The sequence below is a fragment of the Asaia bogorensis genome (assembly GCF_900465345.1).
Lineage (GTDB): Bacteria > Pseudomonadota > Alphaproteobacteria > Acetobacterales > Acetobacteraceae > Asaia > Asaia bogorensis_A.
On the sequence record NZ_UEGO01000038.1, the window covers coordinates 41,867 to 58,371 of the forward strand.

Annotated in this window: 10 protein-coding genes; 3 read left to right on the forward strand and 7 right to left on the reverse strand. The window is 60.2% G+C overall.

What is annotated here, in order from left to right; translation table 11 throughout:
- Positions 1–7: 7 nt before the first annotated feature.
- The 4 genes from ED655_RS14480 to ED655_RS14495 form a co-directional block, all read right to left on the reverse strand.
- Positions 8–3,316 (reverse strand): efflux RND transporter permease subunit, encoded by a 3,309-nt coding sequence (locus tag ED655_RS14480; RefSeq protein WP_122050779.1) that lies wholly within the window; start codon positions 3,314–3,316, stop codon positions 8–10.
- Between the two features lie 207 nt (positions 3,317–3,523).
- Positions 3,524–4,387 (reverse strand): SDR family NAD(P)-dependent oxidoreductase, encoded by an 864-nt coding sequence (locus ED655_RS14485; RefSeq protein ID WP_122050780.1) that lies wholly within the window; start codon positions 4,385–4,387, stop codon positions 3,524–3,526.
- A gap of 10 nt (positions 4,388–4,397) precedes the next feature.
- Positions 4,398–7,841 carry a YhaN family protein gene (locus ED655_RS14490; RefSeq protein ID WP_122050781.1) on the reverse strand — a complete coding sequence of 1,148 codons (3,444 nt, stop codon included), beginning with the start codon at positions 7,839–7,841 and terminating at the stop codon, positions 4,398–4,400.
- Positions 7,838–9,184 carry a metallophosphoesterase family protein gene (locus tag ED655_RS14495; RefSeq protein ID WP_162993549.1) on the reverse strand — a complete coding sequence of 449 codons (1,347 nt, stop codon included), beginning with the start codon at positions 9,182–9,184 and terminating at the stop codon, positions 7,838–7,840. The genes ED655_RS14490 and ED655_RS14495 overlap by 4 nt, the downstream gene beginning before the upstream one ends.
- Before the next feature lie 95 nt (positions 9,185–9,279).
- Between ED655_RS14495 and ED655_RS14500 the strand changes: the two genes are divergently transcribed.
- Positions 9,280–10,962, forward strand: coding sequence for a Na+/H+ antiporter (locus ED655_RS14500; RefSeq protein WP_122050883.1), 1,683 nt, complete (start codon positions 9,280–9,282; stop codon positions 10,960–10,962).
- A 45-nt stretch (positions 10,963–11,007) separates the two neighbouring features.
- Here the strand turns inward: ED655_RS14500 and ED655_RS14505 are convergent, their stop codons facing one another.
- The 3 genes from ED655_RS14505 to ED655_RS14515 form a co-directional block, all read right to left on the reverse strand.
- A complete protein-coding gene (locus ED655_RS14505; protein ID WP_122050783.1) occupies positions 11,008–11,907 on the reverse strand; it encodes a sugar phosphate isomerase/epimerase family protein in 900 nt (299 codons plus the stop codon).
- A gap of 362 nt (positions 11,908–12,269) precedes the next feature.
- The gene (locus ED655_RS14510; protein WP_122050784.1) at positions 12,270–13,460 is read right to left on the reverse strand and encodes a mechanosensitive ion channel family protein; all 1,191 of its coding nucleotides are present in this window, start codon (positions 13,458–13,460) and stop codon (positions 12,270–12,272) included.
- Between the two features lie 223 nt (positions 13,461–13,683).
- The gene (locus ED655_RS14515; RefSeq protein ID WP_122050785.1) at positions 13,684–14,634 is read right to left on the reverse strand and encodes a bile acid:sodium symporter family protein; all 951 of its coding nucleotides are present in this window, start codon (positions 14,632–14,634) and stop codon (positions 13,684–13,686) included.
- A 417-nt stretch (positions 14,635–15,051) separates the two neighbouring features.
- Here ED655_RS14515 and ED655_RS14525 point away from each other — a divergent pair, with 417 nt between their 5' ends.
- Together ED655_RS14525 and ED655_RS14530 are read left to right on the forward strand one after the other, a co-directional pair.
- Positions 15,052–15,591: a phosphate-starvation-inducible PsiE family protein gene (locus ED655_RS14525; protein ID WP_122050787.1), complete on the forward strand. Its 540-nt coding sequence runs from the start codon at positions 15,052–15,054 to the stop codon at positions 15,589–15,591.
- Between the two features lie 211 nt (positions 15,592–15,802).
- Complete coding sequence (locus tag ED655_RS14530) at positions 15,803–16,462, forward strand: NUDIX domain-containing protein (RefSeq protein WP_122050788.1); 660 nt, start codon at positions 15,803–15,805, stop codon at positions 16,460–16,462.
- The last annotated feature ends 43 nt before the right edge of the window (positions 16,463–16,505 follow it).

Sequence of the window (16,505 nt, forward strand, 5' to 3'; positions counted from 1 at the left end):
ATCGGCGTCAGCTTTCGGATGAGAGGGGGGTGGAGACGGGGCGCCCTGCCGGGCGGGACGGGAAAATGCGATGCCATGTTCTCGTGCCGAAGCGACCGATGGCATCCATGTAAAGATAGACGACCGGGGTAGTGTAAAGCGTGAGCAGCTGGCTGATGAGCATGCCGCCCACAATCGCAATCCCCAGCGGGCGACGCATTTCCGACCCATAGCCGTGACCTGTCATCAACGGCACCGCGCCAAGCGCGGCAGCAAGGGTGGTCATGAGAATGGGCCTGAAACGCGTAAGGCAGGCTTCATAGATGGCTTCGCGCGGGGTGTGCCCCAGTTCCTTCTCGGCATAGAGCGCGAAATCGATCATCAGGATCGCATTCTTTTTCACGATGCCGGTCAGCAGGATCATGCCGATCATGGCGATGAGGCTGAACGACTCCCCGCCAATCCAGAGCCCCAGAATGGCCCCGATACCGGCAGAAGGCAGCGTGGAGAGAATGGTAAACGGGTGAATCAGGCTCTCATAGAGAATCCCGAGCACGATATACATGGCAAAGAGCGCGGCCACGAAGGCCAGCAACTCATTGACCAGCATCTCCTTGGTTTCACCGGCAAGCCCCGAGAACTCGCCTGTCAGACCCGCAGGTGCACCCATATTCCTGAGTGTATCCTCGATCAGCTTGCGGGCATCCTCATAGGTCTTGCCATCGATCAGGTCGAAGCTGATGGCGGTCGAGGTCATGCCATCCTGATGATCGATTTCCATCGGTGTCGGCTCCATGACCAGATCCGCCACGTTGATGAGCGGGATCATGGTCTCGACCGATGAGGCAACGGCCGAACCGTTGGAGTTGTTGCCGGTAATCTGGTTGGCAATGGCGTTGCGCAGTGAGGCCTGGCTGAGCTGTGTTGCGGTCGAGGCTGTGCTGCCGCCCGCTGTGCGTACACGGATCTGGTTGGAGCGCACGGCACCTGCCGGCGTGCCGGAGGCGGTGGAGATCCACGTACTGCGAAGCTGCTCTGGTGATTCACGATAGGCGCGCGCCACCTCCATCACCACAGAATGGGTGGTGAGTTCGGTATGAATGCGAGATGCCACGGTCTGGCCATAGGCATCATAGAGCACATTGCCCACGAGCTGCGGTGTCACCAGATAACGCGCCTCGGTATCGCGCCGGAGTTTGACATGAACCGACGCGCCATGACCCTCGATATTGGTCATGACGGAAGACATCATCTTCTCCTTGCGCAGCCTGGCCACAAGGCGCGGTACCCAAAGCTTCAGCTCGGCCACATCCTGATCGCGCAGCACATAGCGGAAGGCACCGCTGCGGTGCTGACCGCCGCCGCCATTGGGGTCACCCGCCGAGAAGAACGAGGTGCGCAGGCCCGGCATGTCACCCAGCTTCTTGCGTATGCTTTCCACGATCTGCGTATCGGTGCGCGTGCGGGTGCGCTTGTCGCTCAGCCGGGCGAAAAGCTGCCCGTCACTGCTGCTGTTGTTCCAGCTCGTGACAGACAGCACATCGGGGTCATCCTTCATCACCGCACCGACATAATGGATGCGCTTGGTGATCTCGTTGAACGACATGGTGTCGTCACCGCTGATCGACCCACCCACCAGCGCGATATCCTGCGCAGGGATGCCCGTCTTGGGCATGAGAACGATGGAGGCCACCAGCGCGATAAAGCTCAGCGGCAGGGTGAGGAAGGTCAGGACGTGATGGCGCAGGGCGACACGCAATGTCCGGCCATAGAGGCTGATAATTCCTTCCAGCGCCCAGTCGATCGCCCGCAACACCCGGTCTCGCAGGGTTTTTCCTGTGGGTTCTTCATGCTCCACATCCAGCCAGTAGGCGCACATCATGGGCGTGAGGGTGAGGGACAAAATGAGGGAGATGAGAAGCGCCGAGACGATGGTCATGGCGAATTCGAAAAAGATCGCGCCGACCTGACCGGGGATGAACAGGAGCGGGATGAACACCGCAATGAGCGAGGCCGTGATCGACAGGACCGTAAAGCCGATTTCCGACGAACCGCGCAGGCTGGCACTCATGCGATCCATGCCCGCCTCCATATGGCGGGCGATGTTTTCCAGCACCACGATCGCGTCATCCACCACGAAACCGACTGCAATAGTAAGCGCCATGAGCGACATGATATCGAGGGTGAAGTGCTCCCACTTCATGACGGCAATCGTGCCGACAAGGGCAATCGGCACGGTCACGGCAGGGATGATGGTCGAGCGCAGACGGCGCAGAAAGACCAGAATCACCCCGATCACGAGAATGATGGATACGCCAAGCGTCAACTGTGTGTCGTCCATCGAGGCGCGTATGCTCGATGAGAGGTCAATGGCCGTATCCATCTGCACACCGGGAGGCAGGACCGAACGCAGCACGGTCATGCGTTCCTTCACGGCATCGACAATCTTGACCGTATTGGCCTTGGGCTGCCCGCGTACGATAAGCGTGATGGCGCGCTTGTTGTTGAAATACCCGGCCTGATAGAGATCCTGAACGCTGTCCGTCACCTCGGCGACGGAGGACAGCTTGATGGGATTGAGATTGTTGCGATAGCCGATGATCAGGTCACGGTACTGCGCCGCATGTTCAGCCTGGTCATTCGTCTCCAGCATCATGCGCTGGCCGCCCGAATCAAGAAATCCCTTGGGCGTATTGGCGTTGGCCGATGCAAGCGCCTGACGCACGTCCTCGAAACCGACACCCCATTTATAGAGGGCATAAGGGTTCACATCGACGCGTACGGCAGGATCGGCGGAGCCCACGGCCTGCACATGGCCCACGCCCTTGATCTGCGCCAGCAGGGGTTTGACGCGTATCTGCGCGAGATCATACAGCTTCGGCAGCGTCATCACGTCAGATGTCAGGGAAAGCAGATAGACCGGCTGTGAGGTCGGATCTTCCTTATAGGCATAGGGATCACGATCGAGCGTGCCCTGCGGCAGGTCGGCGCGTGCGGCACGCAGAGCGGCCTGCACGTCGCGCAGGGCACCGTCGATATTGCGTGATTCCACGAAATCGACCCGGATATAGGCAAAACTGTTTTCGCTGTCGGACTCGATCTGCTTCACCCCGGCGATCTGGCCGAGATAGCGGTCAAGCGGGGTCGTGACGGAACTGACCATCTGCTCAGGGCTAGCGCCAGGCTGCTCGATCTCGACATTGATCGTCGAGGAGCCGATATCAGGCAGGTTGGCAACCGGCATCAGCGGATAGCAGATGGCTCCGGCTGCGAGCAGCGAAAGGGCGAGCAGAATCGTCGCCACGGGGCGCATGATGAAGAGACGACACAAATTCATTTCGCCTCCATAGCAAAAAATCCGGGGGAATACTTCGTATCAGCGTGTAACCTGGTTATCTTTTCGTCATCTTGTCACATCAGCTGCCCTGAAGGCCTTCTTGCCATGCGGTCACCTGTGTGGGCTACTGGCAAGCAAAGCTGTTTTCTGTTGGTCAGACCTTGCGATTGTCGAGGCAACGGGCAAAGGCGTCAGGGTACTCGGCTTTTATGGCAAGGTGGCATCCTTGCAGGCCGGGTTCTCGATGCCCGGCATGGAACCCGGCCGGCCTGTTGGCTGATGCAGATAATAAAGCTCGGCCAGACGCACGGGCAGCAGATCCATGAAGCGTGATCCAAGAACCAGCCAGGAGGGGAAGATGATCCGCCTTTTGCGTCTGGCAAGGCCATGCAGGATATGGGCAGTTGCGTTTTCAACGCGCATCAGGCCGGGCATGGGGAAATGGTTCTGCGCCACCATGGGGGTTGCTACAAAGCTGCAGCACACGCTTGAGAGATAGATACCGGCACGGCGGCTATAGGCCCCGCTGGCAACAAGAAAGCGGTCGAGCGCGGCTTTCGAGGCCGAGTAGGAAGGGGTGCCGGGATAGGAGACCAATCCGGCCACCGAGGCGATGGCACAGATCTGTCCACGCTGTTTGCGAAACCGGCCCGCCTTGCGCAGGGGCTGCTCGCGCATTCGCGCCATCATGGGCAGGATGGCATTGAGTGCGCCATCCATATTGACCGCCATCATGCGCCTGATCTGGTCGCCTGTCTCAAAGGCCGCGCCGTCCTGGTCCACCGCGCTCACGCCGCCAGTAACCCCGGCGCAGACCAGAACCAGATCGACGTCGTGTTCTGCACCCTGCGAACACCATCGCGTCATCGCCTCGCGATCCGTGACGTCAAGACAGGTGATGTGGGCGGTTGCCCCTTTCTCCATGCAGCCCTGCCGGGTGGCTTGCAGCCCCGTGGCATTGCAATCGGCAAGGTAGAGGACGCAATCGGGCGCAGAGAGCGCAAGGGCAAGGGCAAGGGCACGGCCGATACCCGAGGCCGCGCCGGTAATGAAGATCGTACGATAATCCATGCAGGCAAGACTATACGCTGTGTCGTGTCGCGCCAAATGAGGCGGCCATGTCAGCCAGATGGGCGTGATGGGTCAGGAACAGGATCTGGTTGCGCTGCGATTGCGCGGCGAGCGTTCTGAAACCGGCCTCGGCACGGGCCTCATCGAAGGTGATGAACAGGTCATCGGCTATGAAAGGCAGGGTGATGCCACGCGCCTGCGCCTGATCGAGGGCCGCGAGGCGCAGGCTCAGAAAGAGCTGGTCGCGTGTGCCTTCGCTCATGGCACCGGGGCGGATCAGTTTTTCATCTTCCAGCATCGCAGCCAGTTCAGGCGCCTTGCCATCCTCGGCGATGGTAAGCCTGCGATATCGCCCGCAAGTCAGCGCGGCAAATATGGACTCTGCCGATTTCAACAGGGGGTTGGTGTTCTCGTCGCGCTGAAGGCGCGCCACATGGCTCAGGATCATCGACTGGATACGCGCGCTGGCCCAGGCCTCGGCGGCATTGGCCATTTCGGTGCGGCAGGTCTCGATATCCAGGGCGGCATCACGGGCATTATGAGCCTGCTCGATCTGGCGCATGTCATTGGCGATTTCACCCTGACGTTTGAGGTTCTCCTCACGGCGGCGCTCGATGGCCTCATAGTCACTCCTGAGTTCAGAGAGGCGAAGGCTTACGAAATCGGGCGTCAGGGTTCTGGCCTGTTCCTGAAGCTGATCGAGACCGGGGGCATCGCGCTCCAGAGCGATACGGCGCTCAAGGGCTGTTTTTTCATCCAGCGCTGCCTGCCGGGCTTTTTCATGCGTGATCCGCACGCGAAGCTTTTCGATCATGGCCGCATCCACGCTCGCTGTTGCGGGTTCGTGATCCGGCATCCTGCGGGCGAAGGCGAGGAAGGCCTGTCGTAGCACGTCGCAGGCGTTCTGTGCCTCGTTCAGGGCTGTAAGGTTTCGTGCCAGATCGGCATCATGAGCAGCAGCCTTGTCACGATCCGTCCGGGCAGTGCGCAGCAGGGAGGCAAGACGGTCAAGACAGGCTGCGCTATCGAGATGGCTGAGGGCCTCATGCCCCGCCAGATTTTTGGCGAAGGCGGCAATGGCGCTGCCGAGCGCGTTATCAGCGTCTTTCTGGGCCTTCAGGGTCTGATGCAGTCGGGCGGCTTCGCTTGCAGCACCGTGCAGGCCCGAAAGCCGGTCGATGGCTTCTGCCGATTGCAGCGGGATGATTGCCGTTGTGCTGCTGTCGGTACCGGCCTGCAATGACCATTCCTCTTTCAGCGCGGCCTGTTCGTCGTGCAGGGCTTGGGCTTTTCTGAGTTCGCTCTCCAGGCTGCGCTGTTCCTGCTCGATATCGGTCCGGATGCGGGCCAGACGATCGGCTTCCTGCTGCCATGTCTGGCGGCGCGCCTGAGCCCAGACCAGCGCATCGCTGACAAGGGTGAAGTCTGGCATGTCAGGCAGGACATTGCGCAGGATGTCGAGCGCAGCGCTGTGTTGGGCGGCGCGTTCGGTCCGGCGCATGATCACCTGCTGCACGGCGTCATGGTTCCTGAGTGCCGTGGCACGCAGGGCCAGCCAGCCGCGCAAACGTTCCGGCTCAAGTGCTGGCAGGGCGCGATTTGCACATTCTTCATGCCAGGATGCGGTCGTCTTTTCGGTTTCCGCCCCAAGGGCATCGCGCTGGGTGACGAGATGCGCACGATCGAGGGAAAGACGCTCGATTTCCTGTTCGATCTGGGTGAGCTTTGCCGATTCCTCGGCCTCATCGAAGCGTTTGTCGGCCAGATGATCGGCATGGTCGCGTGCCTCGATGAAGGCGCTCCGTGCTGATCTGTCACGGGAATCATGGGCGAAGGCCTCGAACAGGGCGTCGCGCTGGGCCCTCGCTTCTTTCAGAGCGCCGAGCGAGACGATCTGCCGTTGCTCCAGATGGGTTCTGGCGAGATTTTGTCGCGCCAGAGCATGACCGACAGTGTCGAGCGCTTCACCCAGAGCAGCATCGCGGCTCTGCAAATCACGCCACAGGAGGCTCTGGGCTTCCAGTGAGGGGGCATCAGGGATAGCCATGCCCTGCAGCGCGTCGATCGTGCCCTGCCAGGGGGCGAGGTCGCGCCATGACTGGGCGAGGGAGGTCTCTGCAGCCTGTTTCTCGCGATCAAGGCTGGCCAGTTCGGCATCGATGCCATCGCGTCTTTCAGCCTGCTGCAAGGCGATCAGCAGCGAGGAAAGCGGGCGTGTTTCCTCCGCGCCGGCGCGCGATTTTGCCAAAGCGAGGCGCTCCTCGGCGGCGAGATGCGCCGTACGGGTTTCGGCCTCGCGCTGGATCAGCATGTCGTGACGCAGGGCGAGGGGGCGTAGCCTTGCGAGGTATTCAGGTGTGGGAAGGGCCGGAAGAATTTCCTCGTATTCTCCGCGCAGCCCTTCGCGACGCAGTGAGAAATCGAGATCGGCCAGTTTCTGCTCCTGCTCGGGCCAGCGACGTCTTGCCGGGGCAAGGTCGCGCTCCTGCCTTTCCAGCGCGTCGATTGTCGCTTCGTGGGACAGAAGGGCGAGATCGGGGGTGCAGGCCGCCCGCATGGAGATAAGGCTTTCGCGCAGCTCCGCCAGCCGGTCGGCTTTTTGCTGCGCAGCGACGAGACGCCCCAATTGTTCGTCAAACAGGGTGTGATCGTCTGGCGAGAAAACCGGGGGTGGTTCAGCTTCCAGCGAGGCTGTCAGGGCAGCATGTCGTTCAAGGTCGCCTCGCAGCCGGGTCAGGCGCTCGAGCCCACTGCGCTCGGCCAGAGTCTCGCGCAGCAGGGCCTGGATCTGGCCAAGTGACGCCGTCACCTCATCAGATTCGCGGTTGAGCGCAGTCCAGCGCTGGCTGTCCTTTTCTGCGGCAGTCAGGCGAGTGCGGGCATCGGTCAGGCGCGTACGCAGGGCATTGAGCCGTGTGCCGCGTCCGTTCTTCTTCCACAGAGCACCGGATTCAGCGTCAAGCTGGTCGAGCACAGACTGGACGTTCTCAAGCCCGAACCCAGCGGCCAGAAGCTGCTGGCCCAGATCATCCTCAAAACGTGCCATGGCATCGCCACCAAGGCGCAGGCGCTGATGATCGAGGCTCCACTGGCGCTCGAAAGCTGCACGGTCCACGCCGCCGAGACAACGGATGAGCCCGTTTTCATCAAGCGGTGTCAGGCCATCGGGGGCCAGAAGGGTCTGCTTGGTGCCACGCTTGCGGATCGCGCCGAAAGAATGCCCCTCATGCTCCATCACACCACCGATGCGCAGCTGGGCAGCATCGAAACGCCAGTCCTGTGCCTTGTTGTGCGGAAAGCCGAAAAGCAGATCGCCTATCGCCTGAAGCGTCGTGGATTTTCCTGCCTCATTCGCCCCGTATAGCACGTGCAGATCGGTTTGAGACGCCGTGAAATCGTAGTGGCGGTCGGCAAAGCGGCCATAGCGGATCAGATCAAGCTGCGCGATTCTCATGGCGTCTCTCCCTGCGTACCGCCACGCAAGGTGGAGAGGCCCTTGGGATCGTATTCCGCCTCATGGGAGGCCTCGTTCCCCGAATGGCCGGAGAGCTTCTCACAAAGCGCATTTTCCAGCCCCGGCAGGATCGCGGCCCAGTCGCGCCGCTCGATATGATCGAGCAGGGAATCGGGCGCGATCTCACCGAGATTCAGCGTCTTGAGGCACAGATCAAGATCGCGGCTGATATCGTCCAGAAGTGCCGCGTCCTGCGTGGCACGATGGATCAGGGCAAAAAGGGCGCTGTCATCCGCCAGGACGCCATCGGAGGCACCTGAACCCGGTGCCATGAGCGGGACTGTGTCCAGAACGAGTTTTTCCAGCTCGATTTCGCCGCCACTCATGGCCGCAAGATGCTGGATTGTTTCGCGTAGCGACGCCCCCTGACGCCTGAGCGTGTCATGCAAAGCGGTCTGGCCGCACAGGACGAGACGCAGCACGCAAAGATGATCAGGATGAGCGCGGGCAATATCCTGAAACAGGGCCCCGAGATGCTGATGCAGATCAGGCTCATGGGTGAGATTGGCGCAGTCGAAGCGCGTTTCGACCCAGCGCACCACATCGCAGGGGACTGGATCGATCGAGGTCACACGGTGATTCTCGACCGTGACGAGCACGACGCCTTTCTCGCCTGTTTCGCGTATGTGACGCCCCTGAAGCACGCCGGGATAGACGATGGGCGTGCCGTTATCGAGAATCATGCGCTCATGGACATGGCCCAGCGCCCAGTAATCATAGGCTTTGGCACGCAGCCCGTCTGGCGTGCAGGGGGCATAGGTCTCGTGCTCGCCATGACCTGAAAGTGACGTATGCAGAACCCCGATATTGAAATATCCCTCCAGCGGTGCGGGATAGGCGGGGGTCATGTCATGCGGAACATGGCGATCGGCAAAGCTCTGGCCATGCAGGGCGACGCCAAGGGAATCGATGAGAAAACTGCCCGGTTTGCGCGAGGGAAAACGGTCGATCCCCTGTTGCAATGGCAGATCGCGCGTCAGGATCGAGGCGGCATCATGATTGCCCTGAAGCAGAAAGACGCGAATGCCGTGCCGGATAAGCCGGCCCAGCGCCTGGGCCATGTAGCGTCCTGTGCTGATTGTTTTCCAGTTGCCGTCATACAGGTCCCCCGCAATGACGACGAACGCCACGTCATGGGAGATGGCGATCTCCACCATGTTGTCGAGTGCTCGTCGCGAGGCATCGCGTATGCGCTCCATGGACAAACCGTCATGACGTTCAAGCCCGCGAAGTGGGCTATCGAGATGAAGATCGGCGGCGTGCAGAAAGCGGAACGAGCTCATGACCGCATTATAGCGCATTCATGTGCGTTGCGCGCCGTCGGAAAGAAGGAAGCGCTGCATGCCGTGCGGCGGGACACCCGGACATCGCCTCAGTCATGATTCCTGCCGATAATATCCTGCTTCTTCTCCTGTTCGCTGCGGCAAGCAGTCTGCTGGCCAAAGCGCTGAGAAACCGTATTCCCCTGCCGCTCATCCAGATCGTTCTGGGTGTGGCAGCAGCCCTTCTGGGCGTCAGGATCGGCCTGCGCCCTGACCTCTTCATGCTGGTCTTTCTGCCGCCACTGCTTTTTGCCGATGCGTTTCGTATGCCATTGCGCGAATTCCATGAATTGCGCGGCACGATCTTCTTTCTGGCCTTCGGGCTGGTTGTATTCAGCACCATTTGCTGTGGCTACGCCATTCACTGGCTGATCCCGACGCTCGATCTGCCCTGCTGTTTTGCGCTTGCTGCCGCGCTCTCACCTACCGACACAGTGGCGGTGTCGAGCCTGCTGGCGGGAAAGCATGTGCCAGAGCGAATGATCCATGTGCTTTCGGGTGAGGCGCTGTTCAATGATGCTTCCGGACTGGTCTGTTTCCGCTTCGCCACGGCGGCCGCCATGACGGGGGAATTCTCCTATCGTCAGGCTTTCGATTCATTCCTGCTCGTGGCGTTTGGCGGCCTCGCGATCGGGGCGGTCATTGCCTATGTCTCGGCGCGCCTCAACCGGATTCTGCTACGACGTGGCTTCGATGACCCGCCCTTGCAGATCACGCTCATGATCCTGCTGCCTTTCGTGACCTATATCGTGGCCGAGCGGGTGCATTGCTCCGGTATTCTGGCTTCTGTTGCGGCGTGCATGGTCATCAAGATGATGGGCATGATCGAGGAGACCAATACCGCCACGCGGCTTCAGGCCACCACGGTCTGGGGTATGGTCAATTACATTTTCAATGCGCTCATCTTCCTGCTGCTCGGGCTGCAATTGCCGGCGCTCATGCGGGGTGGGGTGCAGATGGCGCATGAGCGGCAGGTTTCCATCCTGCAATTGCTGGCCCTGATCGGCGCGATCTATCTGATCATGACCGTGCTGCGTTTCATCGGTATCTGGTGCTCCATCCTGCGCCGCTGGCTCGTGGCCCGATGGAGCCATACGCCGTTTGTCTGGCCCGATTTTCTGGGTTCCGTACTGCTCACCTTTGCGGGGGTACGCGGGGCCGTGACACTGGCGGCGGTATTGTCATTGCCTGCGCTCGGGAGTGACATGGGGGCGTTTCCCTCACGTGACCTGCTGATCACCATTGCGGCTGGAGTCATTGTGATCTCGCTGGTCGGTGCCGGGCTACTCATGCCGCTTTGCATCCTGTTTCTGCCCAAGCGCGGCATGGAGCGCCATGCGGCAGAGGAGAATACGGCCCGTCAGGCCCTGCTCCATACGGCTGTCACCCTTCTGCATGATGAAAAGACACGTTGCACACAGGACAGCCAGGCGGAGCCAGCCGATAACGCGCTCAGGATTGATGTGCTGGACCGGCTGGAGCAGACTTATCAGAACCGTCTGAGCCAGATTGATGAGGCGCCACAGGCTTCACTCATGAGTCGCAGCCTGTCAATGCGCCGGGAGAGGCTGGAGCTCGCGACCCGTCTGCTGCTGCTGCGGGCCCAGCGCCAGACCCTGCACCGGCTGTTTATCGAACGGGGAATCAACGACCAGACGGAATGGGATCTACAGCAGGAGCTTGATTTCGAGGAACAACTTCTGCGCTCTCGCGTGCAGCGCCTGCCGAAAGACATCTGACATCCGGCGCGGTACTGGGGTAAGCCGCGCCGGGGGTGTGCATCGTCACATCATGCCGCGTTGAGTCAGTTCCTTGCGCATGGTGCTGAGCATGAAGCGCGTGGAGTCCTCTGCCCTGTCTTCCCAGGCAAACACGCAGGAGGAGAGAACGCCGTCAAAACGGATTTCGGCCAGCGTGTTGAAGAACGTGGCCCAGTCGATTTCACCCTGCCCGATATCGAGATGCTGGTGCACCCGCACCTTTGCGCCCGGCGGGTTGACGATGTAGCGCAGCTCTGACGATTTGCGATGGTCGAATGTATCGGCCACCCGGATATGCACCAGAATATCGGCTGCCTCACGCAGCATGGCCGCCATATCCTCACCGTAAAAGAAGGTGTGCGGCACGATATAGGACATCCTGACTGCGTCCGAGCCGATATTGCGGATGATATCGATGGCCGGATGGAAGGTTTCGACCCAGTCTTCCGGATGCGGTTCGAGAGAGAGCGTGATGCCAGAGCGCTCCAGCAGGGGCACCAGATCATCCATCGAGCGCCAGAAAGCGGCCTCGCAGGTTTCGGGCGTGGCGACACCAGGAGGCAGGCCGGCTGCGCGTTCGGGCGAGGTGCCGCGACCGAACTCGGACACCATGATCCTGCATTCCATTTCCGAGGCAATCTCGATGGCGCGGCGCCAGTAGCGCATGGCGGCCTGACGTTCTTCCTCGATCGGGCTGGACCAGCGATACATGGGCTGAAGCGTGGTGAGCTCGGTCCCGTTATCGCGCAGCGCTTTTTTGAAGTCGCGTATGCGTTGGGATGTGGCGCGCGGCATCACCCACCAGTCCAGAAAATCGGCACGGGGCGAGAGCTCGATGCCATCAAATCCGTATCCCGCCGTCGCACGGGCGATATCGGGCAAAGAGAGATGGCGCTGCATATAGGGGTCAAGAACCAGTTTCACCTTTGGGCTCCTCCTTCAGGACAAACCCGCTCTGGCTGCTTGCTCCCTTGCATACGCAGGCGAGAGGCTTGTGTCAGCGTCGGGTTCGACTGCGAGACCCTAGGCAGAACGTCTGTCGCGGCATGGTGAAAAACTGATTGAAAACCATCATTTTTCACGCCGGGCCCCGTGAGGGGGGCGTGTTATGCTGGGAAACCGCTGGTGAGGCATGTTGGCCTCACGGAGGATTTATCCCAAGGGCGCGCCGACGAGCCTTTGTCGGGGCTTGTGGCGCGATGATCACCGCCGCTGATGAAGCGCTGATCCTTACGGAACGCGTGTCTGATCCTGTTCGACGTCAACCGGTGTCGCAGCGGTCAGGGTCAGCGGCGTGTCTGGATATCGGGCCCGTTATACTGGCCACTGCTCATGACGCCGCCCGGACCGGGCCGGTTGACCGGGGGTGATACTAGCGAGTCAGGCCAGGCAGGTTCCGCAGGTGCGCCGGGCACGATAGCCGTCCGGCCACGTGGCAGGGCTTGCGGGAGTTCCTCACGCAGGCGCTTGAGCATGCGCTCGCGCAGGTCGCAGCAGAGATTCCACATGCCATTGGCGTCAACAGCTCCCGCAATGAGGCGGATGGAGATCACCTGCGCATTGCTGTCAGCCACCTGACAGCCAACCGAACTCATGTCGCGGTCCCAGTCGGGTGATTTCTCAAGCTCTTCGTGAAAGAGGCGACGGACCTCATCGACCGGCGTCTGATAATCGAGCCACAGAAACAGTGAGCCGATGAGTGAAGGAGAGCTGTGCGTCCAGTTCTGGAACGGGTTCTCAAGGAAATAGGCAATCGGGACAATATAGCGTCGGCGATCCCATGTACGCAGCACCACATAGGTCGCGTTGATCTCTTCCACATAGGCCCAGTCACCATTGAGGATCAGCATATCCTCCATGCGTATGGGCTGGGTGATGGCAATCTGGATGCCTGCAATGAGGTTGGACAGGGCAGGACGGGCCGAGAGACCGACGACTAGCGAGGCGGCACCCGCCGAGGCGAACAGCGACACGCCATACTGACGCACGGATTCGAACACCATGAGCGCGGCACCCACGGTGATCACCCCGCAGGTAATCTCGATCAGGCGGCGCAGGATGCGGATCTGGGTTTGATGCGAGCGGACCGTGATATCATCCACATGCTCGCGGTTGGCGATGCGATCGAGATATTTGTCAGTGCCGAAGCGAAACGCCTTGATCAGCCCGAAACCGATGGTGATGATCACGGCAAAAGCGAAGAAATGCGCCAGAAACTGGATGGTGGTGGGGGCAAAACCCGTCGTGGCCGGCAGGGCCGCAGAGGCCGCCACGATCATCAGCAGCAGGCGCACATGGTTTTGCAGCCTGGCGATTGTCTCGTGAATGAAGGCGATGCGACGCAAACCCGGCAGACGCGGCAGCGCCTCGGTAATCAGGCGACTGAAAAGCAGGGCAATGAGCGCGGCGGCAACCAGCAGAAGTGTTGACGCCACTGATGGCGGGAGCCAGTCGAACCATGCGAGAAGTCTCGACATGGAGTGCACATAGTCTTGCTTGATCACAGGCTTTCCTTCTTCACTCGAAACGACGGGGCGTTTTGCTATCACGTTGCCGTGATGTCGCAAAACCGGCGCATGAGAGGGTTAACCCCTGATGTCGCCAGCGTTTCCCATGAAAGAGCGGTAAGGAAAGGCGTGCGGGTGACGACGGCGCCCGGATGGGAAGCGCCGCTACAGCCTTGCGCCTGGTGTCTGTGCGTTACGCCTCCGGGCGTGAGGCCAGGCGTCGAGCCAGCAACGTGCACACGAAAAGCTGGATCTGGTGATACATCATGAGTGGCAGCACCACTGTGCCGACCACGGACATCGGAAACAGGATATTGGCCATCGGCACACCGGTGGCGAGCGACTTCTTCGAGCCGCAGAGCATGAGCGAGATGCTGCTTTCTTCCGAAAAGCCAAGAGCACGGCCCATCAGGCGCGACAGGAACAGAACCAGCCCCAGAAGCACGATATCGAGCCCGGCGGTCAAGGCAAGGTCAGGAAGCGATACGCGATGCCAGATCCCTTCCATCACGGCATGGCTGAACGCCGTATAGACCACGAGCACGATGGAGCCGCGATCGCTGAGCGAGAGCAGTTTCTTGTTGCGGTGCGCCCAGGCCCCAAGGCGCTTGTGCAGCAACTGCCCGATGCCGAAGGGCAGCAGGAGCTGGGTTGCGATATCCACAATGGCATGGGCCGACCAGATATTGCCTTTCTGCACGATCAGCCCGACCAGAACAGGCGTGGCCACGATACCGAGCAGGTTCGACAGCGTAGCAGCGCAGATCGAGGCAGGCACATTGCCCCTGGCGATAGAGGTCAGCGCAATCGAGCTTTGCACGGTTGAGGGCAGGCAGCAAAGAAAAAGCACCCCATGCCACATATCGGGCTTGAGCAGACCCGGCATGAGGCCATGAAGCACAAGGCCCAGCAGGGGAAAGAGCAGAAACGTGCAGGACATCACGCTGCCCTGAAGCCGCCAGTCACGTACGCTTTCCAGCACGGCCTCGGGTTTGAGTCTTGCGCCCTGCAGAAAGAACATCAGGGCGATGAGCAATGTGGTCAGTTTCGATAGGATGACCGCTACAGGCCCCGAGCAAGGGAGGAAGGTGGCCAGCACGATGGCGGCGATGAGGCTGAGCAGAAAGGGGTCGAGTTTGCGCATGGTGAGCGATTTCCACCGCAACACCCTTCTTTGGCAAGAGGGAGAAAACGCCCCGGACATATGGAGGGAAATGCAGGTCGTGCCTGTTATGCTTCAGAGTGGCGCCGGATGCCCTCCTCCGAAGCGATTGTCCCAGGCCGGAACCGTGCAACGCGTAAGGCTGGAGGCCTCGAGAATGACGGCTCTGTAAGGTTTGTCCAAAGGAAGGAAAAAGCCATTATTATGATTTTGATGTATAAATATATATTTTCTATATTATGATATTAATAAATAAAGTCTATCATGTTTATGTTGCAGATATTATTTGCGTATCACGTGGGCGATATTACGAAAAGACAACCATTCTGCGGGTGCTGTGTCTTTGCGGCTCTGGTAAGAGTGAGGGCTTACTCCTCACCAAGATATTATCGACAGCCCATGATCAAAAGTATCCCCGGTTTCTTCAAGGTCTCTACGCTCTTCGATCTGTTCGAGGAATGCGCCATGCTGATTCTCACGCTCTGCGTCATGGCCGTGGCGACGCTTGGGCTGGTGCATGTCGTCTATGCTGTTTTCGAGATGGTGCGCTCGGCAACGCTGGTTCCATCCAACCCGGCTGTCCTGCAATCGCTGTTTGGCCTTTGCTTTACAGTGCTGATTGCGCTGGAGTTCAAACATTCCATTCTCGTTGCACCGGATACACCGTCGCACAGCCTGGTCAGGATGCGTTCCGTATTGCTGATCGGCATGATGGCGACCGTGCGCAAATTCATCGTGCTCGACCTGAGCGCGGTGGACGTCATGGGGGTTCTGGCGCTGTCGGCCTCGGTCCTGTCTCTCGGTATCTGCTACTGGCTGGTACGCAGCCGCAAACCTGTTGCCGATGGTGCAGCACCCGGCGTCATGACACCCGGTGCTGTCGCGACCGTTATGCCACCGGGGGCCGGTCATCCCGGCTCGACGCGCGAGACGGTCTGAGCCTTTCCATCGCCGCGATACGGCCAACCGGCCCTCGATATGCCGCGTCAGACTTGCTTCCCATCCATGTCATGCAGCCCCGAGTTCCCTATGCGAGGCAGGGTGTGCGAAGGTTGTTCTCGCCCGGAGGTCCGATCCCGGGCAGGGTAGGGAATGTGAGCTTGCGGGCGCAGGCTGTGACACGCAGAGTCGGGCAGAGGGATTGATCGCCATGACAGGAACGCCTTCTGACAAGTCTGTTCGCTTTGGTGACGAGGCTGCGCCCGGCAAATGTCCAGATGACCGTATCACGATCCTCTCGACCCGGCTTCTGGCCAATGACTGGGGCGTTTTGACACGTCACACGCTGAGCTATCGACGCAGGAACGGCACGACTCAGGTCTTTACACGAGAGACGTATGATCGTGGCGATGGGGCCGCGATTCTGCTTTACGATGACGAGAGGCAGGTGGTCCTGCTGACCCGACAGTTCCGATTTCCAGCGTATGTCACAGGGCATCGTGAGGATCTGATTGAGGTTTGCGGCGGCCTGCTCGATCAGGATGACCCGGCCACCGCCATGCGCCGTGAGGTTGGTGAGGAAATGGGGGTCGAGATTGGTGCGATAACCCCCATAGGGTGCTATTATATGAGCCCCGGATCGGTGACCGAGCGCATCCATTTCTTCACCGGGGTTTACAGGCCCGGGATGCGGATCGGGCCGGGCGGCGGCCTGGAGGGAGAGGGCGAGGAAATCGACGTGATGGAAGTCGCGTTCCCTGAAGCCCTGCGCATGATCGATGACGGACGTATTCTGGATGCCAAGACGATCCTGCTTTTACAGCATGCGGCAATCAAGGGTCTTCTGAGGGTTCGAGGCGCAGGGCGATAGGGTGGTTTCCGGCTCGGCGGCTGACCCGATGATAACGGACCAA